This window comes from Nocardia sp. NPDC047648, from assembly GCF_040642815.1.
GTDB classification, from domain to species: Bacteria; Actinomycetota; Actinomycetes; order Mycobacteriales; family Mycobacteriaceae; genus Nocardia; species Nocardia gamkensis.
On sequence record NZ_JBEYSX010000012.1, the window covers coordinates 22,933 to 46,140 of the forward strand.

Consider the following 23,208-nt stretch of genomic DNA (forward strand, 5'->3'; position numbering starts at 1 on the left):
CCTGCCAGGTCCGGCGCGGGAGGTCCACGGCGGGGGAGCGTATCCGGCCTGCTACCTTGAACGTCGTTCAAGTTCTATGCGGAGGGTTGTCGTGGAGGGTGTCGAGGACTCTCGGGAGCCGAGGGTCGGTATTTCCGCGCGGGACATGGCGCAGATCGCCGTCTTCGCGGCGCTGATCGCGGCGCTGGGCTTGCCGGGCGCCATCACGGTCGGGTTCAGTGGTGTGCCGATCACGGTGCAGACCCTCGGTGTGATCCTGGCGGGTGCGGTGCTCGGGGCACGCAAAGGGACGGCCGCGGTCGTGGTCTTCCTGACGCTCACGATGATCGGCCTGCCGCTGTTGTCCGGCGGCCGTACCGGTCTGACGGCGCTGGCCGGTCCCAGTGCCGGGTACCTGATCGGCTGGATCCCCGCGGCGCTGTTCATCGGACTGTGCACCGCCCGCATCCTGCCGAAATATCCGATCGCGCTCGGTCTGCTGATCAACGCCATCGGCGGCCTGCTGATCATCTACCTGTTCGGCACGGTGGGCCTGCTGCTGCGCACCGACCTTGGCGTCGGAGCGGCCATCACCACCAACTGGGCGTTCATTCCCGGTGACCTGCTCAAAGTCGTCGTCGCGAGCGTCGTGGCCAAAGGAGTGCACCGCGCGTATCCCGGTGTGATCCGTGCCTAGTCGCGAACTCGGCGGCGCGGGCGACGCGCCTGCCCTCGACTTCGACGGCCACACCTACACCTACCGCGAACTCGACCGGGCCATCGAGCGATGGATCGCCCGGGATCCGGACGCGGCCGTCTACGACGCGTCGGCCCTACCCGTCGCGGACGCGCTGATCTGCGTCTGCGCGGCGGCACGGCACGGTATCCCGGTCTTCGTGGAGAATCCCGAAGCCCGCCCGCCCCGGACGGGCATACCGCCCGCGGCGTTCTTGCTGGTGACGACCTCCGGCTCGACCGGTCGTCCCAGGCCGCTCGCGCGAACGGCCGCCTCCTGGTACGACAGCTTTCCGGCGTTCACGGCGATCACCGGCGTGGAACCGGCCGACCGCGTCCTGATCACCGGGCCGTTGCACGCGACCATGCACCTGTTCGGCGCACTGCACGCGTTGTGGCGCGGCGCGTGTGTCACCGACGATCCGGCGCGAGCCACGGTGGTGCACGCGGTTCCCGCGGTACTGCGTGCGGTGGTGGACACCTGCCCGCGCCTGCGTACGGCGATCGTCGCGGGCATCGCGCTGGACGACGGCGCCTTGTCGGCGGCCGGCGAGTTGGAGGTGGTCGAGTACTACGGGTCCTCGGAGGTCTCGCTGGTGGCGGCACGCCGCGTTCCCGAGCCGATGCGGCTGCTCGACGGCGTCGAGGCCGAAGTGCGCGACGGACTGCTCTACGTTCGATCGCCCTACCGTGTGCTCGGCGCGCCCGACTGGTTCGGAGTCGGCGATCTCGCCGAACTGGGCCCCGATCGCGAACTGACCGTCCTGGGCAGGGGCGACTGCGCGATCAATGTGGGCGGCACCACCGTGGTCGCCGAGGAGGTGGAGCGCGTCCTCGAATCGCTCGACGGCATCGTCGCGGTGGCCGTGATCGGCTCGCCGCATGCCGTTTTCGGTGAAACCGTCACGGCCGCTGTGCAGTTGGACGACGGCGCGGGACTCGACGAGATCCGGTCGCGAGCGCGTCGCGTGCTGGCCAAGGAGGCGATGCCACGCCGGTGGGTGCCACTGCCCGCGCTGCCGCGAACCGCCGCGGGAAAGATCGCCAGGGGCAGGCTGAAAGACTTGCTGACATGAGCCCGGTTCCCGTTCTGGTAGCGCCGCGCCGCACGCCGATCGGCAACGCGGGACACGGATTGGCGGACCTGACCGTCACCGACCTCGCCGCTCCGGTGCTGCGCGACGTACTGGCCGCGCTGCGCGGCGCGGGTGTGGACGCCGACGTGGACGACGTGGTGCTCGGCAATTGCCTGGGACCCGGCGGCGATCCCGCCCGGGTGGCGGCACTGCGGGCGGGGCTGGGTGCGCACGTCCCCGGTGTCACGGTGGATCGGCAGTGCGGGTCGGGCTTGGACGCGGTGATGCAGGCGGCGTTGCGGGTGCGCAGCGGCGCGGACGAGCTGATCCTCGCCGGAGGTGTCGAATCGGCGAGTACCGCTCCGTGGCGCTTCTGGCCGCCGGTGGCCGGCGCCGAGCCCGTGCGCTACACCCGGGCTCCCTTCGCGCCACCGGGCTTTCCGGATCCGGACATGGGCGCGGCCGCCGACGATCTCGCGCGAGCGCGCGGCATCAGCCGGGAACGGCAGGACGCTTACGCGGCCCGCTCACACACGCTCGCCGCGGCCACCGACTTCTCCGCGGAGATCGTGCCGATCGGTGACGTGCGCCGCGACGAACGTATCCGCGCGGGCATGACCACTGCCCGGCTCGCGCGCCTTCGCCCGAGCTTCGGCGTCGACGGCACGGCCACCGCGGGCAATTCCTGCGGCATCTCCGACGGCGCCGCGGTCATGGCGGTCACCAGCGAGTCGATGGCCGCCGGGCTGCCCGCGTTGCGGGTCCTCGGCTGCGCGGTCGCCGGATCCGATCCCGCGTTTCCCGGTCTCGGGCCCGTGCCCGCGATCCGGAAACTGCTGCGCCGGACCGGCGTCGGTGTGGCGGACCTCGGCGTCATCGAGATCACCGAGGCGTTCGCCTCGGTGGTGCTCGCGGTGGCGGACGAATTGGGCCTCGACGAGTCGACGATCTGCCCGCAGGGCGGCGCCATCGCGATGGGACACCCGTGGGGCGCGTCCGGAGCCATCTTGCTGGTGCGCCTGGCGAGTCGGATGCTGCGGGCGGACGGCCCGGCGCTCGGTCTGGCGGCCTGCGCCATCGGCGGCGGGCAGGGAATCGCCGTGCTCGTGGAGCGAGTGTCATGAGTGAGATCGTCTTCGACTCGGTGCACCACCGTTTCGGTGAGCGGAAGGTGTTGCGCGACATCGACCTGCGGATCACCGAGCGCCGCGTCGGCATCATCGGGTCCAACGGTTCCGGCAAATCGACCTTGGCGCGCATGATCAACGGCCTGCTGACGCCGAGTTCCGGCACGGTCACGGTGGACGGCGTGGACGCCTCCCGCAAGGGCGCACAGGTGCGGCGGAAGGTGGGGTTCGTCTTCACCGACCCCGACACCCAGATCGTAATGCCCACGGTCGCCGAGGATCTCGCCTTCTCCCTGCGGCGGACGGGGTTGGGCAAGCGAGAGATCGCGGAGCGCGTCCAGGAGATCCTGGAACGGTTCGGGCTCGCGGGTCATGCCGAGCACCCCGCACATCTGTTGTCCGGCGGCCAGAAACAGCTGCTCGCCCTCGGCGCCGTTCTCATCCGGCGGCCGGAGGTGATCGTGGCGGACGAGCCGACCACGCTGCTGGACCTGCGCAACGCGAGGGTCGTGGCCGACGCGCTGGACAACGTGGATCAGCAGGTGATCGTCGTGACCCATCAGCTGTCGTTGCTGGAGAGTTTCGAACGCGTCATCGTGATCGATGACGGCGCGGTGGCGTTCGACGGAGCACCCGGCGACGCCGTCGCGGCGTACCGGGCAGCGGTCGAATGATCGGCCTGTACCGTCCGGGCGATTCGCCGCTGCACCGGATACCGGCCGGGGTGAAGCTGGTGCTGCTGCTCGGGTCGATCGTGGCCACCACGGTGTTCGTGCGGACTCCGCTCCAGGTGCTGGCCGCCGCGGGGGTGGTGGCCGTTCTGTTCGCGGTGGCCCGGATCCCTTGGCGCGTCGCGCTGGCACAACTGCGTCCGTTGGTGTGGATGCTGCTGCTCATCGCCGTTTTCCAGGTGCTGATCACCTCGCCCGCGCGAGCCGCGGTGGTGTGCGGGGTGCTGGTGGTCTCGGTGGCGCTCGCGGCGCTGTTCACCCTCACCACGCGGGTGACCGACATGCTCGACGTCGTGACCCGGTGGCTCGGGCCGCTGCGCAGGGCCGGTGTCGATCCGGAGCGGATCGGCCTGCTGCTGGCTCTGGCCATCCGGTGTGTCCCGTTGCTGGCGGGGATCGTGCACGACGTCGCCGAGGCGCGGCGCGCTCGTGGCCTGCACTGGTCGATGACGGCGCTGGTCACCCCGGTGCTGGTGCGGGCGCTGCGGACGGCCGACGCGATGGGCGACGCCCTCGCGGCACGAGGGGTGGACGATGACTGAACTGCTCGCCGAGCGGATCGCCCGGCAGGCCGCCGCGAACCCGGCCGCGTGCGCGGTGATCTCGGGACGCGAGCGGGTGGATTACGAGCGGTTCTGGTCGAAGGTCGTTCGGGTCGCGGCCGGGTTCGGCGGCATGCGCCGGGTGGCCGTGCTCCCTACCTCCGATGTCGAATCGCTGGTGGCGGTGACGGCGGCGATGCACGCCGGGGTGAGCGTCGTGCTGCTGCATCGTCATCTGCTGCCCGCCCAGCTGAGCCGGGTACTCGCGCTCGCCGAGCCGGGAGCCGTCGTGGCCGCGCCGCAGCAGCACCGGCGATTACGGCGGCTGGGATACGACGGAATCGTGCGGACCGCCGCCACACTGGAATCCGATGGTGCGGTGGGCCGGGTGGAGTCGGGTGCCGAACTGTTGGTCGGCATCACCTCCGGCACCAGCGGCGAACCGAAACTCTTCGTGCGCGACCAACGGTCGTGGGCCACGACATTGGATCGCTCCGATCGAACGTTCGACATCGGCGCCGGTGACCGGGTCTCGGTGCCCGGCGTGCTGGACCACACCCATTTCCTCTACGGCGCGTTGCACGCCTCGAGCCGGGGCGCGACGGTCGATCTGCGGCCGGTGGGCGATGCGCTGAAAGACGGTGCGACGCATCTATATGCCGTGCCGACGATCGCGTGGGACGTGGCGCGGGCGGGTATCGGCCGGTTCGGCGGTGTCCGGGAAGTGCTGTCCTCGGCGGCCCGGTGGCCGCGCACGGGCCGGGAAGCGTTGCAGGAGGTCTTGCCGAACGCCTCGCTCGTGCACTTCTACGGTGCGTCCGAATTGAGCTTCGTCTCCTTCGATCGCGGGCTCGGCAGCATGGACGAGAAGTCGGCGGGTGAACTGTTCCACGGGGTCCAGGCGCGCGTTCGCGACGGCTTGGTGCACGTGCGCAGTGACATGCTCTTCGACGGCTATCTCACCGAGGACGGTGTGGCCGGCGGTCCGGTGGACGGGTGGATGACGGTCGGCGACCGGGGCGAGGTGATCGGCAACCAGCTGCGGCTGTTCGGCCGGGACAGCGACATGTTGATCCGGGCCGGTCTCAATGTGGAACCCGCGGCCGTCGAAGCGGCGCTCACGGCGATACCGGGGGTCGCGGAGGCCGCCTGCGTCGGCGTGCCCGACGCACGCATGGGGGAGGCGCCCGCGGCGGCGATCGTGGTGGGCGCGGCCGCACCGGGCGCCGAGGAGGTCTGGCGGCGGCTGCGCGCCACCTTACCGAGTCCGAGTATGCCGGTGCAGGTACTGGTCGTGGACAGCCTGCCGCGCACCCCGCGGGGCAAGCTGGATCGAGCCGCGCTGGCCGCGACGCTGGCCGCGCACCGTCGTGGCGCTCGCGCTGCCGAGGCCGATCACTGACCGTCGGCGCTTCGCTCCGAACGAGGGCTCGCCGGTATCCCCGAATCGGCGGTGCGACAAGCAAAAGCGCCGCCCGCCGCACCGGCCGCGCACGGGGTGCGCGGCCGGTACGGGCCGTTCAGAGCTTCGCCGACAAACCCGTCGACCGGGTCGGCTCGACCGATGACGCGCCGAACCACGTGCTGTAGAACATGATCGCCAGCGCACTGAGCGAAGCAACGAGCGCGATTCCGGACGGAATGGGGTAGGCGGCCATCTGCGCGGCGAGGAACCGAATGCACAGCAGCACACCGGTGCAGACCGCGACCCCCATGGCGACGATCCGGACGCGCGGGCGATCCCAGCCCCGGTCGGGGTCGCGCAGCGCGGATTCGACGGTCAGGCACAGTGCCGCGCCCACGATCAGGTCGACGCCGTAGTGGGCGCCGAGGCCGAGTGTCGCGATGAGCGTGCACACCAGCCAGAACGCGCCGCCCCAGCGCAACCACAGTGGCCCCCGCCGGGAGTGGATGAACAGCGACAGTGCCCAGGCGGTGTGCAGCGAGGGCATGCAATTGCGCGGCGTGATGCCGTCGAAGCGCAGCGCCTCGAGTGCGGACGGCACCCCGGGAACGACATTCGGCCAGACGTCGGCGATCTCGAAACCCAGCCCCTGCGGCCCGTACGCGAGCACCGGCCCCACCACCGGGAACACCACATACCAGATCGGCCCGACGACCCCGAGTGTCAGGAACGTTCGCACCAGGTAGTGCCGTGGCCACGCACCGGTCGTCACGCCGCGCAACTGCCACGCCGCGACCAGCACGGCCGCCAGCGGCAGCTCGAAGTACACCCAGCGCACCACGCCCGTGGCCAGCGGTCCCGCCGCGTCGAGCGCGTGCCCGACCAACCATGACGGGCTGCCGAGGGCGCGGTCGGCGACTTGCACGTACGGGTCGAGAACCATCGGGCAGGCCCACGCGGTGATGTCCAACCAGATCTCGCTGACCTTCGTCGCGCAGATCAGCAGGGCGCCGAAGGCGATGGTGCGCAACGCCGTGCGGCGTCGCTGCTCGTCCCACCGCACGAACGCGATCACCGCCAGTGCGGTCAGCACGAGGGTCGGACCGTTGCCGACGGTGAACGGCCGTCCTTCGGCCGCCCTGATCAGAACGAACACCAGGTCGATGGCGATCGCCGCGGCGACGGCGCCGACCCGTGCGCGAGCCGTGATCCCGACCAACGCCAGCAGGAACCCGGCCCACGGTGTGGTCGCCGACTTCGGCGTTCCGGCATAGTCCCGCAGCAGGCTGGTCAGCGGCCCCAGCGCCCCGATGTGCGCGGCCATCAGCTCACCACCGACCAGCGCGAGCACGATGGCCGCGATACCGCACCACACGACCACCGGCCGGAACCGACGCTCTCGGAGCTCTTCGATACCCACTCGCTCGCCCGGTGGGGTCAAGCTCCCTCGCACGTCGTCCACAAGCACCGAGACATCGTAAACACGACATTAACGACGCATGTACGGGGAGATGCCTACACGCGGACGGGCGCCGTGCCGGAGGGTGCGCGATACGCGGCCGGATCGGCCGGAACTGGTATCACGTGCACGGACATTCGCGACAACTGTGCTGCTGCCCGGGGAGGATGTGCTGGAGCCATTCCCGTTCGACCACGGCTATCCGAGAGGCGGGCACACCGCGTTGTCGATGTGCGCCGCCGCCGAAAGGTTCGACACCGCACCCGCCCAAATCACGGCGCTGTGGCCGGAGACCAGTGGGAGCCCCGGGGCCGCTCAGGCGTAGCGGTCGCTCAACGGATCGCCTCGTCGCCGAGGGGAGCGTGCCGTTGCCACGGACGAATCCGCTCCAGCTGTGCGGCGACCGCCAGCAGCGTGGTCTCGCCGCCGGGCGCCGCGCCGAGCTGGACGCCGATGGGCAGCCCGGCATCGGAATGCCCGGCGGGAACGGATATCGCCGGGTAGCGCACCGTGTTGAACGGCGGCGTGAACGGGATGAAGCGGGGCACGTCGAGCATGGTTCGCAGAAACCCTTTCCCGGCGAAGGCCCCGACGGGCACCGGCGGGGTCGCCAGGGTGGGCGTGAGCAGGAGGTCGTGCTCGGTGAACCACGCGGCGAATCGGCCCGCCTGCCGCGGCGGGGGAGCGTCGGGTACGCGGTGCACCCTCGTGATCACCCGTCCGGCCCGCGCCACCTTGCGGGTCAGCGGTTCGAGGAGATCGGCGCTCAGGTTCGTGGTGTCCTCGGCGACGCCGGCGAAATAGCGTGCGAGGAAGCCGAGCGCGTCCTGCGGCCGCCACGGCGGCGACGCCTCGGTGACGGTATGGCCCGCTTCGCGCAGCGCTTCGGCCGCGGCCAGCATCGCGGTGCGCACCTGAGGGTCGACGGACGCCCCCAGCACCGGTGACCGGGTGGTCATGCCGATCCGCAGCGGCCGCTCGAGCGGAGGCGGCGTCCGGTAGCGGTCGTCGGCGGCGAGCACCCCGAGCAGGAGCGCCGCGTCGGCCACCGTGGTCGCCAGCGGGCCGAACGTCGATATGCCGAGCCAATTCGAGCCGAGTTCGGCGGGGCGCGCGATCACGCCGTCCCCGGGTTTCAGGCCGACGAGCCCGCAGCAGGACGACGGGATGCGGATCGACCCGCCGCCGTCGGAACCGACTGCGAGCGCGGCCATCCCGGTGGCGACCGCCGCCGCGCCGCCGCCGGTGGAGCCGCCCGGCGTGTACGCGTCGTGCCACGGATTGCGGGTGACGCCGTGCGCGGCGCTCTCGGTGACCGGCCACTGACACAGCTCGGGCACATTGGTCTTGCCGATCAGCAGCGCGCCCGCGGCGCGCAACCGGCCGACCAACTCGCTGTCGGAACCGGCCGCGGTCTGGCGTGCCGCGCGGGATCCGTTGCCGGTCACGCACCCGGCGAGGTCGAGGTTGTCCTTCACCGCCACGGGAACCCCGGCGAGCGGAAGGTCACCAAGATCGCCGCGGGTGGCCAGCGCACGGGCTTCGTGGCGGACCTGCTCATGGCGCACGATCCGGAAGGCGTTGAGCCGCGGGTCGAGTGCCGCGATGCGGGTCAGGTGGTCGTCGACCACCGCGAGCGGCGATACCGTCCGGCTCCGGACGCCCGCCGCGATCTCGGTCGCCGGCGCGCCCGCCCATGTCATCACACTCTCCTCGGTACCTCGGATCGCGACGACCGCTGCGGCACCACCACCGGCCTTCGCGACTCGCCGCCCACGGTAATCGCCGACGGGTGAACCCACAACGACCAGCGCCGCTCGTTCCCGCGCATGGGAACGAGTGGCGCGACACACGGCGAGTACCTCGCGTTCTCGACGCAGGCGACCCGGTCCGGACGGAGAGCATGTCGCGCCGGAGATCGCCGCGGTTCCCGGCACTCGCGGGCCGGGACCCGCGACGAAATCGGGGCCGGATGATCAGGTCGTGCGATAGGTGCGGGCCACGAGTGCCGAGCGCAGGTACCACAGACCCGACGGCTGGGACGGGTCGAAACCGGTGAGCTGTCCGATCCGCTTGAGCCGGTAGTCCACGGTGTTGGTGTGCACGTGCAGCACGCGTGCCGTGCGCTGCCGGTTGAGGTTGTTGGCGATGTGCCGTTGCAGCGTTTCCAGCAGCTCGGGATGCGCGTCCAGCGGGTCCAGCAGCGAGCCGAGATATTCGCGGCCCGGCCCTGGTCTGGTGAGCTGGTACTCCAGTGCCAGTTCGTCGAAGCGGTAGAGCCCGGCCACCGCCTGCAATCGCTGCACCATGTCGAGCAGTTCGTGCGCCTGATCGGCGGCGGTGGGGATCTTCTCGGGAGTCGCCTCGACCATGGTCGCGGTGACGCCCACCTGCGCGGCGTGCGACAGCTGGGTGACCAGCGCGTCCAACTGCTCGTTGTCCAGATGGCCGGACGGTATGAGCACCGTGCCGCCGTCGACGCTCAGCAGCGACAGCACGGCCTCGCCACAGCGTGTGGCCAGTTCGGCCTGGACCCGGCGCAGTTTCCGGCGCGCGACGACCTTGCCGTCCACCATCGGGTTGCGTTCCTCGCGGTGCGGCGGGATCGCCACGGCCAGAACGGCGTACGACGACGCGATGGCGATGCCGCACTCGCGCGCCATGGTGGAGGTGCTGTGCCCGCCGAGCAGCGCGGAGGTCAGCGTGTGCACGGCGGTGTGGTGCTCACTGACCACCGCGCGCAGCTCGCGGACGTAGGCCATGGAGACAGCGGAGTTGATCATGTCGAGCATCTCGACGACCATCTTGGCGCCGTCGACGAGATCGTCGTAGTCCTTCATCGTCGCGTCGGACACCACCAGGTCCAGGCCCATCTTGAAGCCTTCGTGGATCGAGTGGTGGATGGTGTCGATCGGCACCCCCTCCCGCGCCCACCCCGCGGCGGCGTCACCGAGCCGCTGGAGTTTCTCCGGAAGGTCCTTCCCGTCGAGCATGCTCACCGCCAGCTCCAGGCAGACCCGGGTGATGGTGGTGACGTCGCCGGCGATCGCGTCACCCGGTAGCGTCCCGCACGGGATGACGTTCTCGACGAAGTGCCCGACCATCTGACGCGATAGCCCGCGAACATCCTTCAGCGGGGACGACATCGGCTTCCCCGAGAGGGTCAGGCTCGGCCGGGCCGAACTGTCGACGGACATTGGCGACTCCCTTCCGCCCACGATTGGTGTGCAGCGCATTCACACTAATCGGTGGATCTCCTTCGCGGACCCGATCGACCGGTTCTGTGAGAGCTGGGAGGGACCGGTCGGTGCGGTGTTGTGAGCGGTCACAGGACCGGGCCGGACGGCGGCTACCGACCCCCGGCGGGCGGCGCCGGGTTCGGTCGTCGCCGCGAGCGCGGACGGACATGCCGGTAGGATCACCCGCGCCGGGCATGGCCATGTAACGAGTGTCTTGTCCGGCACGTGTCGTGTCCTGGATGGTGTGCAGTGCCCATCCGCCGCGCACGCCACGGCGGAAAGGCAGTGCGGACACAACGATAGGGGCAGGGCGATGACACCGGCTCTGAGATGTCTTGTCTGGGAACTGGACAACACCTTGTGGGACGGCGCCGTGTGCGACGCGACCGTCGGCGCGTTGCGACCCGCCGCCCTGCGCACCCTGCGCGTGCTCAGCGAGCGCGGGATCTGGCATGCCGTGGCGAGCCGCGGCGAGCGCGAATGGACGCTGGACAAGCTGTACCGGTACGGCGTCTACGAGATGTTCTCGGCCATCGAGATCGGCTGGGGCCCCAAGTCTTCGGCGATCACGCGGATCGGGCGCACCCTCGGACTCGGGCCGGAGGCCATCGGTTTCATCGACCACGAGCCGGTGGAACGCGCCGAGGTCGCCCGTGCGCTGCCCGCCGTGCGCTGTTACGCCGCCCGCAACGCCGACGTCCTGCCGGTGCTGCCGGACTTCCGTCCGGTGTTGCGCACCGGTCCCGCTCCCACGCCGCCGCTCGGGTTCGCCAGGGTGCCCGTGCGCTGAGACGAGCGCGGTGTCACCGCGTGATACGCGCCCGGCCTGCGGCTTCGGGTGAGCGCGCCGGAGGCTTCCCAGCTGCGCGAGGAAGCGCGCTGGAGTCGTATCGTGTTGATGGACAATGCGGTATCGGTGAATCGGCGGCGATAGGTTTGTCACCATGAAGTGCTATGGCGTAACCGCGAGCGACGCCCGATCGTGGACCGAGATCGCCAACAGCTTCGTTCCCATGGACTACCGCTACGGCGATCCGGACCGATGGTATTCGGGGCTGACGGTTCAGGAGTCGGCCGTCTACCGGTTGTTGCGCTGGGAGCAGCGGGGAACCAGTACCTCCTACCGCACCCGGACGAACATCCGCCACGGTCCCTGTGACGACTTCTACTGGGTCGTCGTCCCCCAGCGGGGCGTGTACTCGGTGCGCTATCGCGGGGAGGAGACGCGAGCGCGACCCGAACAGGCGGCGGTGACCGCGCTCGACGATCTGTGCCAGATCCACATTCCGCTGTTGTCGGCCTACGCGTTCCAGCTGCCCCGTGCCGAACTGGACCATCGCGCGGGACCGCTCGCCGAACGCGGGATGACGATCGACCTGAACTCCGGACTCGGCCGGATCACCCAGGCCATGATCCGCAGCACCCACGACGAACAGGCGAATCTGTCCGACCTCGAGTTCAACGCGGTCTGCGACCGGATCGCGGAGTTGCTCAGCCTGATCTCGCTCGGCGAGACCGGTCCGCAGCGAACCCATCACGCCCATGTCGTCGCGCAGATCCGGCAGTACGTGCGAGCCAATGTCGGCCGGAGTGACGTGCGCCTGCCCGCGGTGGCGCACGCGCTGGGCTGGTCGCCCCGGCAGTTGCGCGCGGTACTGCAGCAGGCCGGCACCACCTACCGCGACGTGCGGCGGGACGAAGCCCTGCGCGCCGCACGCGACCTGCTCGATGACCCGGCGCGGGAGGACGATCCCATCAGCGCGCTGGCGGCCCGCGCCGGGTTCACCCCGGCATGGTTCTCCGCGGCGTTCAAGGCGCGCTTCGGTGAGACGCCGCGGAACTTCCGGCGGCGCCGAGCGGCGGAACGCGCCATGCCGGGCGACGCGCGGGAGCCGGTGCCCACGTCCTGAACCGGACGGCATCCGGAATCAGCCGGGCAGCAGGCTGATCGACAGGCCGCGCAGCCGGGCCGCGTCGGCGATCACCCGGTATCCCGCCACGCGGTCGCCGCGCACCGTGACGGTGAGCGCCAGCAGCAGCCTGCCGTGCGGCGCGACCACGACGCCCGGGTGACCGTCCACCAGCGCGAGTGCCGCCACCTGTGCGCGCCGCCGGAGCAGCACGGTCTCTTCGGCCACCGAGGCCGCGCCGCGTACGGTCGTGGCCACTCCGGCGGGCAGCGCGGCGGCGTCGGCCGTGCGAACCACATCGGGGGCCAAGACGGCCAGGAGCGCGTCGAGGTCGCCGTCGCGTGCCGCGCCGAGAAACGCGTCGACGACATGCCGCTGCGCGGTGAGTTCGGGGGTGGCATCGGCATCCCGCACGCGGTGGCGAGCCCGGCTGGCCAGCTTCTTGGTGGTCGGCGTCGTGCGTCCGACGATCGGCCCGATCTGGTCGAACGGCACCGCGAACAGGTCGTGCAGGACGAACGCGACCCGCTCGTCGGGGCCGAGCCGGTCCAGCACCACCAGCAGTGCCCGGCCGACCGAGTCGATCAGGACTGCCTCGTGCTCCGGTTCGTTCTCCTCGGCGCCGCTTTCCAGGCGGGCGGGGTGGTCGAGCGGTTCCTCGCGCCGCGCGGCCTTGGCGCGCAGCAGGTCCAGGCAGATCCGGGACACGACGGTGGTGAGCCAGCCCGGCAGGTTCCGTACGTCCTCGACGTCGTGGCGGGCCAGCCGCAGCCAGGTCTCCTGCACCGCGTCGTCGGCCTCGCTGGGTGAGCCGAGCATGCGGTAGGCGACCGCGTGCAGGTGGCCGCGCTGGGACTCGAATTCCCGCGCGAAACCGTCTTCGGTGGGCATCGGTCACCTTTCCGCTCCATGGTCCGTCATCGAGATGACGGATCGGACAGCGCCCAGGTGACCGGGTGCGCCACCTGACGAAAGGGTATTGCCATGGAGATCGCTTACGTCGTCGTCACCGTACTGGCGGCCGCGGCCGCATTACTCGCGGCGGGCATAGACGTGGTCCGGTCCGAGTGGGTGCGGACGAACATGCGCGCCTACGGCGTTCCGGAGTCGTGGCTGACGCCTCTCGCGGTCGTCAAAGCGGTCGGCGGGGCCGGGCTGCTGGTCGGCCTGGCGGTCCCGCCGATCGCGGTTGCCGCGGCGGCCGGGCTGGTCGGCTACTTCGCCGGCGCGGTGGTGACCGTGGTCCGTGCGCGGCAGTACGCGCACATCGGCTACCCGCTGCCATACCTGGCCCTGGCGGCCGCATCGCTGGGACTGTCCGTCGCGGCGTAGATGCGGGGCGACGCGCGTGGCACTACTCCGCGAGGATGAACTGGGCCGCCTGCTCGCCGATGAACACCGCGGGTGCGTGTGTGTGGCCCCGGATGAGCAGCGGCATCACCGAGGCGTCGGCCACCCGAAGCCCTTGGACGCCACGCACTTCCAGCCGGGGCGTGACGACGCTGGCGGAGTCGGTGCCCATGCGGCAGGTGCCGACCGGATGGTAGAGCGTGTGTGCGTAGGAGTTGAGCGTCAGTTCGAGCACGGCTTCCGGTTCCGCGGGCGCCTGGGGCGGGTAGATCAGCGGGCCGAGCACCGCCTCCATCGACGGCTCCGCGGCGATGGCGGCGCACACCCGCAATCCGGCCATGATGGCGGCGCGGTCGGCGCCTGCGCTGTCGGACAGGTAGCGCGGATCGATCACGGGTTTGGCGGACGGGTCCGCGCCGGACAGGGTGATCCGTCCTCGGCTCTGCGGGCGCAGCAGCACCGTCGCCAGGATCACTCCGTGCTCGGTCGGGTCCTGAAGTCCTTCGTAGTAGAACGGCGCGGGTGCGAACACCAGCTCCAGGTCCGGGAACTCCAGATCCGGATTGCTGCGCACGAACCCGTACGCCTCGCCGACGTTCGAGGTGAGCATGCCGCGATGGCGGATCAGGTAGTCCAGCAGCTGGCGCGGCCGCTCGGCGCCGAACAGCGAATCGCCCGCGACGCCGTAGCCGATGCCCGCGACGAGATGATCCTGCAGGTTCGCGCCGACCTCCGGCGCGTGGTGGCGCACCTCGATGCCGTGGCGGGCCAGTTCGTCGCGATCACCGATGCCGGAGAGCATCAGCAGTTGCGGGCTGTTGATCGCCCCGCCGCACAGGACGACCTCACGCCGCGCGGTCACTGTGTGCGTGCCGCCGCCGTGGCGGTACTCCACGCCCACCGCGCGCGTGCCGTCGAACAGCACCCGGGTGGCCAGCGCCTCGCTGCGCACCGTGAGGTTCGGACGACGCAGCGCAGGCCGCAGATAGGCGTCGGCGGTGCTCCAGCGGCGGCCGGCGCGCTGGGTGACCATGGTCTCGCTGAACCCCTCCGGCTGCGGACGGTTGGGCGGCTCCACCTGGTAGCCCGCCTCCTGCACCGCGGCCAGGTAGGCGGCGGTGAGACCGCGCGGGCTGCGCTGACGGGAGACGTGCAGCGGGCCCTCGGTGCCTTCGTCGGGGTACTGGGCGTTCTCCACGCGTTCGATGCGGCGGTACTGCTCGACCGCCGCGGCGAAACCCCACTCCTCGCCCGCCAGCAGCGCCCACTCGTCGTAGTCGGCCCGGAATCCGCGCACCCACATCATGGCGTTCATCGAGGACGAGCCGCCGAACATCTTGCCGCGCGGCCAGTAGATCTCGCGGTTCTTCAGTTCCGGTTGCGGCGTGGTGAGGTAGTCCCAATCCACCTCGGAGCGGAACAGTTTGGCGAACCCGGCGGGGATATGCGCGAACTTGTTCTTGTCCGGCGGGCCCGCTTCCAGCAACGCCACCGTGGTGCCGGGATCGGCGCTGAGCCGATTGGCCACCACCGCGCCCGCCGATCCCGAGCCGACGACGACGTAGTCCGCGGAAAGCTCACCAGGTTGCACTGTTCCCACTCCGATCTGCACCGACTACGGCAAAGATACGAGCATGCCCGCGTCGCGTGGCCGATTTCGGGCAACCCGGCGCGAAGTCGTGCGGCGAAGTCCGCGCTATCGCAGGATCACGCGCTATCGCAGGATCAGCAGCGCGGAGGTCTCGATGCGGTCGGCGATCTCGGAGTAGGACCCGTAACCCATGCCCGCCCGCACCAGCGCGCCCGCGTAGAGCAATTCCAGCGATTCGACCACGTCCGGGTCCGGATCCGGACCGAGCGCGCGGATGATCCGCTTGCGGATCTCGGTCCCGATGCGTCCGCGCAGATGCTCCACGTCCGGATCGCGGCCGAGCAGGGCGCTGGTGACCGCGCCGGAGAGCTCCTGCTCGTCGGCCACCAGCATGGCGATGTTCCGCAGTTCCGCGATCACCCGGACGGTCGGGTCCTTGTCCTCGCTGACCGGCGACGGCGACGCGATCAGCCGCCGCCAGAAGATCTCCGCGACCAGATGCTCCTTGGACGAGAAGTAGGTGTACGCGGTGGCCGTCCCGACCCCGGCCGCCGCGGCGACCATCCGGATGGTCATGCCCGCGAATCCTTCCCGTGCCAGCACTTCCACCGCCGCGCGGGTCAGCTTGTCGACGGTGTCGGCCTGCTTGCCGGACAACCTGCGGCGGGTCGCCTCGAGAATGACGGAATCGGGTTCGGACATGTGTCTGGATCCTACTAGCGGCCAGGGCGGGTCAGTTCTTGGCCGCCGCGATGCCGGCCCGGCGCCCGTAGAAGCTGCCGTCGCCCAGCGACGCGCCGCTGACGTAGCCGCCCGCGCACAGGCCGGAGGTGCACCGGCCTGCCGCGAACAATCCCGGAATCGGCTCTCCGGAGACGTGCAGCACCCGCGAATCGAGGTCGGTGCGCAGTCCGCCGAGGGTGAAACCGGCCGTGAAGCCGCGCATGTCGAAGGCTGCCACCGGTCCGCGCAGCGGGCGCACCCATTCCGGCTTCTTGCCCAGCACCGGGTCCGCGCCGTCGGCGGCGTGCAGGTTGTAGCACTCCACGGTCGCCTGCAACGCCTGGCCGGGCAGGCCCATCTCCGCTTCCAGCTCGGCGATGGTCTCCGCCACCCAGGTCGGGGGCTGGCGGAAGAACGGCGTGGAGGTCTCGGTCGTCAGCGCCTCCTCGTAGGACGCTTCGTCGATCACCAGGTACGCCTGATTGTCCTGCTGGATCAGTGTCGCCTGGCCGATCCGGCCGGGGTAGGTGTCCTCCGGGATGTAGCGCTGGCCGCGCCCGTTGACCAGGATGCCGCGGGCCAGCAGCTGCGGATCCCCGAAGAACGCCACCTCGGTCGCGTCCATGTGCGCCAGCTGGGCGCCGAGCGCCTGCGCCAGCCGGATGCCGATGCCGTCGTGTTCCTCGATCGCCGCGGCGGGCCTGCCGATCAGTCGCGGCGCATATCCTTCGATCATCTCCTTGTGGTAGGCGAAACTGCCGGTGGCCAGCACGACGCCGCGCTCGGCGCGGATGGCGACCGGCTTGCCGTAGCGGCGGGCCAGCACCCCGACCACCCGATCGTCGTCGTCGACGATCAGCCGCGCGATCCGCATGTCGTACTCCGCCCGGATGCCCAGCGCTGCCGCGGTATCGGCCAGCGGCTTCATCAGCATGTAGCCGCCGCCCTTCTCCCCGGTGCGCTTGTCGGCCATCTGCGGAACATGGCCGCGCGGAGCGGGTTCGGCGATCGCGTTGAAGGGCGCGGCGTTCTCGCCGCCGGAGTACATCAGTCCTTCGTCGTGGGGCGGCTCCCACCCCGGCTCGCCCCAGAACGCCTCACGGAACGGCACGCCGCAGGACACCAGCCACTGGAAGTGCTCGACGCTGCCGCGGCAATAGTCGGCGATCTTCGCCTTGTCGACGCCGGGGCCGAGCGCCGCGAGCAGGAAGGTCTCCATGTTCTCCGGCGTGTCCTCGAAACCGAGGGCTTGTTGCAGCGGTGTGCCGCCGCCGAGGTAGATGAAGCCGCCCGCCAGGGCGGCGGCGCCACCCCAGCCGCCGGTACGCTCCAGGACCAGCACGTCCGCACCCGCGCGGGCGGCCTCGATGGCGGCGCAGACCCCGGCGATGCCGTATCCGGCGACGACGACGTCGGCCCGGTGGTCCCAGGTCTCGACCCGGCTCGCGCGCAGGGGGCGAATGGTGGTGGCGTCAGACATGGTCAACGAATCCTTCACTGCTCGGCGGGCGCGGACTGCGCGCGGGCGGCCTTCTTCTGCTGCGCCACAATCGTGCCCACCAGGATGTCGAGTTTGGTGCCGTTCGGCCAACCCACGTAGTGACACAGGAACACCGCGATCTCGTGCAGCTGGTCTTCGGTGAGTTCGCCGTTGCGCAGCGCGGCCCCGATCTGGATGCCCGCGGTGTCGATCGCGCCCTGCGCGGCCAGCGCGCCGAGCAGCAGCAGCCTGCGGTCGCGGATGGTGAGTCCGGGCCGCGACCAGATGTCGGCGAAGAGGTGGTCGGCGGTGACGGCGAAGTGGGCGCCGGGATATTCCTGGAACTCCGTGCCGTAGACCTCGGCCATCCTGGCCAGACCGCGCTGCCGCACGCTGTCGCCGGAACCGTTGTCGCTCATGAGGTTTGCCTTTCCGATGCGGAGGTGCCCGTCCCGACGCCGAGGCCGGGACCGAGCCGGTCGATGGCGAGTTCGGCCAGCGGCAACGCGGTGCCGAGCCGTTCGCCCAATTCCAGGGCGAGACCGAGGTCTTTCTCCCCGAGGTCGCGCACGTGCCGCAGGATCGGCAGCCAGAAGTCGCCGTCCTGGATCGGCGCGGTGGTGCCGCGCAGCATGATGGCGCCGGGCCCGCCGGTGACCGCGTCGGAGTGGCGCACCACCTTGCCGAGCGCGGTGAGGTCGAGACCGGCCGCCTCGGCCAGGCGTTGCGCCTCGGTGGCGGCGGTGAAGGAGACGAAGTGCAGCAGGTTGCGGGCCAGTTTCATCCGCGTGCCCGCGCCGACCGGCCCGGCGTGCAAGATCAAATCGGCGAAGCAGCCGAACGGTTCGCGCACCTGCTCGAACGCCGCGTCGCTGCCGCCGACCATGACCGCGAGCGCGCCGCGGGTCGCGCCCGGCGCGCCGCCGCTGATCGGCGCGTCCACCAGTTCGACGCCGCGGTCACGGCAGACCGCGGCGAGCTCTTCGGCGGTGCGATCGCTGATCGTGGAGTGCACGGCGACCACGGTGCCCGCCGCGGCGGTGCGCAATATGCCCTCCGGGCCGGTGATCACGTCGCGGACCTGGGCGTCGTTCACCACGGTGATGGAGATGACCGCCGCCTGCTCGGCGAGTTCGGCGGCGGAGGTGACCGCCTCGGCGCCGGCCGCGAGGAACGGCTCGACCGCCTCGGGCCGCGTGTCGCACACCGTCAGCCCGCCCGGCCAGTGCAGCAGGCGCTCGGCCATCGGCGCGCCCATGTTGCCGAGGCCGAGGAATCCGATGCGGGCGCTCATGACCGCACGATCTGTCCGCCGTCGACGTTGAAGATCTGCCCGGTGACCCAGCTCGCCTCGTCCGACAGCAGGTACAGGCAGGCGCCGACCAGGTCCTGCGGCGTGCCCATCCGCTTGAGCGGCAGGCGTTTGACGATGTCGTCGACGATCACCTCCGGGGTGACCGCCTTGGTGGCGTCGGTGTCGATCGGTCCCGGCGCGATGGCGTTGACGCGGATGTTCGACCCGCCCAGTTCGAAGGCCAGTTGCTGGGTGAGCCCGTTGACGCCGACTTTCGCCAGGCCGTAGAAGCTGGAATACAGCCACGCGGCGGTGGAGGACTGGTTGACGATCGATCCGCTGCCGCGCTTGGACATGTGCGGCCAGACGGCGCGGGTCATGACGAGCGCGCCGTCCATGTTCACGCTCATGAACTTCCGGTAGTAGTCCCACGGCACGGTCAGCAGCAGGTTCAGTTTCATCTCGCCGTAGATGGCGGCGTTGTTGACCAGGTGGTCGATGCCGCCGAACTCGGCTACGGCGAGATCGGCCAGCGCGGTGGCGGAGTCGGGATCGGACACATCGACCTGTCCGAACACCGCGGTGCCGCCGTCGGCGACGATCTTCTCGACGACCGCCGCGCCGCTCTCGGCGTTCTTGTCGGCGACGACGACGTTCGCGCCTTCGGCGGCCAGCGCCTGCGCGTAGGCGGCGCCGATGCCCTGAGCGGCGCCGGTGACGATGGCGGATCTTCCCGTGAAACGGGCCATGGAGTTCAGCTCCTCTGTGTTGTCCCGCGGCGGTCAGACCGCGGTGGCGATGACTTTGGTCTCGAGGTACTCCTCGAAACCGGCGATGCCCATCTCACGGCCGAGGCCGGATTGCTTGTAGCCGCCGAAGGGGACGTCGGCGGAGTACCAGATCCCGCCGTTGACGCCCAGCGTCCCGGTGCGCACGCGTTCGGTGACGCGCCGGATGCGCTCGGGGTCGGTTCCCCACACCGAACCGGACAGGCCGTAGGGGGAGTCGTTGGCGATGCGGACGGCGTCCTCGTCGCCGTCGTGCGGGATGATCACCAGCACCGGGCCGAAGATCTCTTCGCGGGCGACGGTCGAGCTGTTGGGGACGTCCGCGATCAATGTCGGTTCGACGAAGAACCCGCGTTCGTGCCGGGCCGGCCGCCCGCCGCCGACCACGATCCGCCCGCCCTCCGCGCGCGCGATGTCGACATAGCGTTCGACCCTGGCGCGCTGGCGTTCGGAGATCAGTGGCCCGCACACCGTGCGCGGGTCGGTGGGATCGCCCGGCCTGATCCCGCCGAGCGTGGCCGCGGCCGCCTGCACCGCTCGGTCATAGGCGGCGCGCGGGACCAGCAGCCGGGTGGACAGCGCGCAGCCCTGGCCTGCGTGCACGCACACCGAGAACGCCGCGACCGAGCAGGCCGCGGCGATGTCGGCGTCGTCGAGCACGATGAACGCCGATTTGCCGCCCAGTTCGAGGAACGCCTTCTTCAAAGTCGTTGCGGCGCCGGTCATGACGGCCCGGCCGGTGGCCGTGGAGCCGGTGAAACTGATCATGTCGACGCGCGGGTCGGCGGTCAGCCGGGCGCCGAGCGTGTGGTCGGCGGAGGTCACGATATTCACGACGCCGGCCGGGATGTCGGTCTCCTCGGCGATGACGGCGCCGACCGCCGCCGCGCACCACGGGGTGTCGGGGGCCGGTTTGAGCACGACGGTGTTCCCCGCCGCCAGCGCGGGACCCAATTTGGCGAAGTTGATCTGATGCGGGAAGTTCCAGGGCGTGATCGCCCCGACCACGCCGATCGGTTCCCGGCGCAGCAGGCGGCGGGTCTTGATGCCCATCGGTTCGGCCACGCCCAGATCGGTTTCCCAGTCGTAGGTTTCGGCAAGTCCGGCCGCGTAACCCAGGTCGGCGACCGGACCTTCCAACTGCGGGCCCGCGGTCAGCATCCGCGGGGCGCCTGCCTCGGCGATCGTGATCTCGCGCAGGTCCTCGACGTGGGCCTGCAACGCGGTGCGCAACTGCTCGAGGCAGTGTGCGCGGAAGGCGTGATCGCGCGACCAGTCCGTCTCGTCGAACGCGGTGCGCGCGGCGGCGACGGCCGCGTCGAGATCGGCCGCGTTCGCGTCGGCGGCGAGGCCCAGGACCTCCTCGGTCGCCGGGTTCACCGTCGCGAAGACACCGTCGGCGCCCTCGACCAGCTTGCCGCCGATCAGCAGGCGGGACCCGTCGGCGGGCAGAAGGCTGCTCATGGATTACTCCGATACTGTCTGGACACGTGTACGGAATATAGTCTCGGACGTCGATCTGTGGCAATAACAGGTTCTAACTCTGCCATTCTCGACGGGGCCGAGCGGGGAGGGGTGTGCTCCGGCCGGATGCGCGCGAGAGGATCGAGTGCGGCACGGCGAAACGGTTGGTGTTCTGAGGGGGATTGTCGTGAACAGTAGGGCGGTGGTACTGTCCAGACACATGTCCAGCTATCTGTCTTCGCCCCGGTGGCGGCACGCTGCCGCGAGGCGGAACGTGTTATCGGTTCCGGAGTGTGGGCGATGACCGCCGCGGTGGAACCGGTGACGTTCGATCCGTATGACTACGGGTTTCACGAGGACCCGTATCCGACCTATCGACGGCTACGAGAAGAAGCGCCGCTGTACCACAACCCGGATCTGGGCTTCTGGGCGTTGTCGCGCCACGCGGATGTCACCGGAGCGTTCCGGGACAGCGCGGGGCTGTCGAGTGCGAACGGGGTGTCGCTGGATCCGGCGGCGTGGGGGCCGCACGCGCATCGGGTGATGTCGTTTCTGGCGATGGACGATCCGCGGCATATGCGGATGCGGCGACTGGTGTTCAAGGGGTTCACGCCGAAACGGGTCGCGGAGATGGAAGTGCGGATCCGGGAGCTGACGCTGTCGTATCTGGAACCGGCGCTGGCCGGTGCGGGTTTCGACTGGATCGATGAGGTCGCGGGCAAGTTGCCGATGGATGTGATCTCCGAGCTGATGGGGGTCCCGTCCGCGGACCGGGTGGAGATCCGGCGGTTGGCGGATCTGGTGGTGCACCGGGAGGACGGAGTGCTCGACATCCCGATGGCCGCCGTCGAGGCATCGATCAAGCTGCTGGGTTATTACGCGGAGATGGTCTCGGAGCGCAGGCGGGCCCCGAAGGAGGATCTGACCTCGGCGTTGCTGGATGCCGAGATCGAAGGGGATCGGTTGTCCGATGAGGAGATCATCGGTTTCTTGTTCCTGATGGTGGTGGCCGGGAACGAGACCACCACGAAACTGCTGGGCAATGCCTTGTATTGGGGTGCGCGAAACCCGGGGGAGTACGCCAAAGTCGTCGCGGACGGTGACCTGGTGGCGGACTGGGTGGAGGAGACGCTGCGCTACGACACCTCCAGTCAGATGGTCGCCCGTACGGCCACCGCGGACCTGGCCTACCACGACGGGGTGATTCCGGCGGGGGCGAAGGTGCTGCTGCTGATCGGTTCGGCCAATCGTGATCCCGCGGTGTTCGATGACGGTGACAGTTTCCGTATCGATCGTGCCGACAAGTCCGGGTTGGCGAGTTTCGGTGCGGGAGTGCACTTCTGCTTGGGTGCGCATCTGGCGCGGCTGGAAGCGACCGTCGCGTTGCACGAGTTCGGCTCCCGGGTGCGGTCCTACGACGTCCTCGAATCCGGGATCGCGCGTGTTCATTCGTCCAATGTGCGTGGGTTCGCCCACCTTCCCATCACCGTGGAGACTCGATAATGCCAAGATTCGCACCCCATCCCGAGCGCAGGCCCGCGCTCGTCTCCGGCGCCTCCTCCGGGATCGGCGCGGCCACCGCCGTGGCCCTGGCCGAGCTGGGTCACCCGGTCGCGCTCGGCGCGCGCCGCGCCGAGCAGTGCGCCGAACTGGCGGACAAGATCCGCGCCAACGGCGGTGAAGCCTTCGCCCACCGCCTCGACGTCACCGAGCCCGACTCGGTCGACGAGTTCGTGCGCGCCGCCGAAGAAGCGCTCGGCCCCACCGAGATCCTGGTGTCCAGCGCGGGCGACATCGAGTTCGGACAGGCATTCGCGATGGATCCGGAACGGTTCGTGCGCCAGGTGCAGGTGCATCTCGTCGGCGCGCAGCGCCTCGTGCACCGGGTGCTGCCCGGCATGCTGCGCAGGCAGCGCGGCGACGTGGTGCTGATCAGTTCCGACTGCGCGTCCGAACCGCGTCCGCGCACGGGCGCCTACAGTGCCGCCAAGGCGGGGCTGGAAGCGATGGCCGCGCAGATGCGCATGGAACTCGAGGGCAGCGGCATCCGCCTGTCGCAGGTCCGGCCCGGCCCGACGCTGACCGGCATGGGCATGGACTCCACGCCCGAGATCGTCGGCCCGGTGCTGGAGGACTGGAAAGCGTGGGGTTTCGCCAGGCACCCGTACATGCTGCGCGCCGGTGACCTGGCCGCCGCGGTGGTGGCGGTGGTGTCCACGCCGCGCGGCTCGCACTTGGTGCTCGTCGAGGTGCAACCCGAGGCGCCGGTGCGTCCGCTCGCGGACGACCCGGGATCGAACGAACAGTAAGGAGCG

The 23,208-nt window shown here is 70.3% G+C and carries 22 protein-coding genes; 11 read left to right on the plus strand and 11 right to left on the minus strand.

What is annotated here, in order from left to right; genetic code table 11:
- The first annotated feature begins 91 nt into the window (after positions 1-91).
- From ABZ803_RS23845 to ABZ803_RS23870, 6 genes are read left to right on the plus strand one after another with little or no spacing between them, the layout of a single operon-like run.
- Positions 92-676 (plus strand): biotin transporter BioY, encoded by a 585-nt coding sequence (locus ABZ803_RS23845; RefSeq protein WP_357042097.1) that lies wholly within the window; start codon positions 92-94, stop codon positions 674-676.
- Entirely contained in the window at positions 669-1,790 is a 1,122-nt protein-coding gene (locus ABZ803_RS23850) for an AMP-binding protein (protein WP_357042100.1), read from the plus strand. Before ABZ803_RS23845 ends, ABZ803_RS23850 begins: the two co-directional genes overlap by 8 nt.
- On the plus strand, positions 1,787-2,914 hold the full coding sequence (locus tag ABZ803_RS23855) for a thiolase family protein (RefSeq protein WP_357042103.1): 1,128 nt from the start codon (positions 1,787-1,789) through the stop codon (positions 2,912-2,914). The genes ABZ803_RS23850 and ABZ803_RS23855 overlap by 4 nt, the downstream gene beginning before the upstream one ends.
- Complete coding sequence (locus ABZ803_RS23860) at positions 2,911-3,591, plus strand: ABC transporter ATP-binding protein (RefSeq protein ID WP_357042106.1); 681 nt, start codon at positions 2,911-2,913, stop codon at positions 3,589-3,591. The genes ABZ803_RS23855 and ABZ803_RS23860 overlap by 4 nt, the downstream gene beginning before the upstream one ends.
- A complete protein-coding gene (locus ABZ803_RS23865) occupies positions 3,588-4,190 on the plus strand; it encodes an energy-coupling factor transporter transmembrane protein EcfT (protein ID WP_357042108.1) in 603 nt (200 codons plus the stop codon). Before ABZ803_RS23860 ends, ABZ803_RS23865 begins: the two co-directional genes overlap by 4 nt.
- Positions 4,183-5,592, plus strand: a complete 1,410-nt coding sequence (locus ABZ803_RS23870; RefSeq protein WP_357042112.1) for an AMP-binding protein — start codon at positions 4,183-4,185, stop codon at positions 5,590-5,592. The genes ABZ803_RS23865 and ABZ803_RS23870 overlap by 8 nt, the downstream gene beginning before the upstream one ends.
- 118 nt (positions 5,593-5,710) lie before the next feature.
- On the opposite strand, the gene ABZ803_RS23875 is transcribed toward ABZ803_RS23870, so the two are convergent.
- The 3 genes from ABZ803_RS23875 to ABZ803_RS23885 all read right to left on the minus strand — a co-directional run bounded on the left by ABZ803_RS23875 (position 5,711) and on the right by ABZ803_RS23885 (position 10,251).
- On the minus strand, positions 5,711-7,063 hold the full coding sequence (locus tag ABZ803_RS23875; protein WP_357042114.1) for a DUF5933 domain-containing protein: 1,353 nt from the start codon (positions 7,061-7,063) through the stop codon (positions 5,711-5,713).
- Positions 7,064-7,386: 323 nt separating this feature from the next.
- Complete coding sequence (locus tag ABZ803_RS23880; RefSeq protein ID WP_357042117.1) at positions 7,387-8,757, minus strand: amidase family protein; 1,371 nt, start codon at positions 8,755-8,757, stop codon at positions 7,387-7,389.
- A 273-nt stretch (positions 8,758-9,030) separates the two neighbouring features.
- The gene (locus ABZ803_RS23885) at positions 9,031-10,251 is read right to left on the minus strand and encodes a helix-turn-helix domain-containing protein (protein WP_040866622.1); all 1,221 of its coding nucleotides are present in this window, start codon (positions 10,249-10,251) and stop codon (positions 9,031-9,033) included.
- A 355-nt stretch (positions 10,252-10,606) separates the two neighbouring features.
- Between ABZ803_RS23885 and ABZ803_RS23890 the strand changes: the two genes are divergently transcribed.
- Both ABZ803_RS23890 and ABZ803_RS23895 read left to right on the plus strand, forming a co-directional pair.
- Complete coding sequence (locus tag ABZ803_RS23890) at positions 10,607-11,083, plus strand: hypothetical protein (protein ID WP_357042120.1); 477 nt, start codon at positions 10,607-10,609, stop codon at positions 11,081-11,083.
- 154 nt (positions 11,084-11,237) lie between these two features.
- Positions 11,238-12,203, plus strand: a complete 966-nt coding sequence (locus ABZ803_RS23895; protein WP_357042123.1) for a helix-turn-helix domain-containing protein — start codon at positions 11,238-11,240, stop codon at positions 12,201-12,203.
- 18 nt (positions 12,204-12,221) lie between these two features.
- Here the strand turns inward: ABZ803_RS23895 and ABZ803_RS23900 are convergent, their stop codons facing one another.
- The gene (locus ABZ803_RS23900; protein WP_357042126.1) at positions 12,222-13,094 is read right to left on the minus strand and encodes a sigma-70 family RNA polymerase sigma factor; all 873 of its coding nucleotides are present in this window, start codon (positions 13,092-13,094) and stop codon (positions 12,222-12,224) included.
- Positions 13,095-13,187: 93 nt separating this feature from the next.
- On the opposite strand from ABZ803_RS23900, the gene ABZ803_RS23905 reads away from it, so the two are divergent.
- The gene (locus tag ABZ803_RS23905) at positions 13,188-13,535 is read left to right on the plus strand and encodes a DoxX family protein (protein WP_357042129.1); all 348 of its coding nucleotides are present in this window, start codon (positions 13,188-13,190) and stop codon (positions 13,533-13,535) included.
- A gap of 22 nt (positions 13,536-13,557) precedes the next feature.
- Here the strand turns inward: ABZ803_RS23905 and ABZ803_RS23910 are convergent, their stop codons facing one another.
- The 7 genes from ABZ803_RS23910 to ABZ803_RS23940 all read right to left on the minus strand — a co-directional run bounded on the left by ABZ803_RS23910 (position 13,558) and on the right by ABZ803_RS23940 (position 20,893).
- On the minus strand, positions 13,558-15,144 hold the full coding sequence (locus tag ABZ803_RS23910) for a GMC family oxidoreductase N-terminal domain-containing protein (RefSeq protein WP_357042132.1): 1,587 nt from the start codon (positions 15,142-15,144) through the stop codon (positions 13,558-13,560).
- 123 nt (positions 15,145-15,267) lie between these two features.
- Positions 15,268-15,846: a TetR family transcriptional regulator gene (locus ABZ803_RS23915; protein ID WP_357042135.1), complete on the minus strand. Its 579-nt coding sequence runs from the start codon at positions 15,844-15,846 to the stop codon at positions 15,268-15,270.
- A 31-nt stretch (positions 15,847-15,877) separates the two neighbouring features.
- Positions 15,878-17,347: an FAD-dependent oxidoreductase gene (locus ABZ803_RS23920; RefSeq protein ID WP_357042138.1), complete on the minus strand. Its 1,470-nt coding sequence runs from the start codon at positions 17,345-17,347 to the stop codon at positions 15,878-15,880.
- A 14-nt stretch (positions 17,348-17,361) separates the two neighbouring features.
- Positions 17,362-17,766 carry a carboxymuconolactone decarboxylase family protein gene (locus tag ABZ803_RS23925; protein WP_357042141.1) on the minus strand — a complete coding sequence of 135 codons (405 nt, stop codon included), beginning with the start codon at positions 17,764-17,766 and terminating at the stop codon, positions 17,362-17,364.
- Positions 17,763-18,641: an NAD(P)-dependent oxidoreductase gene (locus ABZ803_RS23930; RefSeq protein ID WP_357042144.1), complete on the minus strand. Its 879-nt coding sequence runs from the start codon at positions 18,639-18,641 to the stop codon at positions 17,763-17,765. The genes ABZ803_RS23925 and ABZ803_RS23930 overlap by 4 nt, the downstream gene beginning before the upstream one ends.
- Complete coding sequence (locus ABZ803_RS23935; protein ID WP_040866630.1) at positions 18,638-19,390, minus strand: SDR family oxidoreductase; 753 nt, start codon at positions 19,388-19,390, stop codon at positions 18,638-18,640. The genes ABZ803_RS23930 and ABZ803_RS23935 overlap by 4 nt, the downstream gene beginning before the upstream one ends.
- 33 nt (positions 19,391-19,423) lie before the next feature.
- Positions 19,424-20,893, minus strand: a complete 1,470-nt coding sequence (locus ABZ803_RS23940) for an aldehyde dehydrogenase (protein ID WP_357042147.1) — start codon at positions 20,891-20,893, stop codon at positions 19,424-19,426.
- 300 nt (positions 20,894-21,193) lie between these two features.
- Here ABZ803_RS23940 and ABZ803_RS23945 point away from each other — a divergent pair, with 300 nt between their 5' ends.
- Positions 21,194-22,396, plus strand: a complete 1,203-nt coding sequence (locus ABZ803_RS23945) for a cytochrome P450 (RefSeq protein ID WP_357042150.1) — start codon at positions 21,194-21,196, stop codon at positions 22,394-22,396.
- Entirely contained in the window at positions 22,396-23,202 is an 807-nt protein-coding gene (locus ABZ803_RS23950; RefSeq protein ID WP_357042153.1) for an SDR family oxidoreductase, read from the plus strand. The genes ABZ803_RS23945 and ABZ803_RS23950 overlap by 1 nt, the downstream gene beginning before the upstream one ends.
- Positions 23,203-23,208 lie beyond the last annotated feature (6 nt).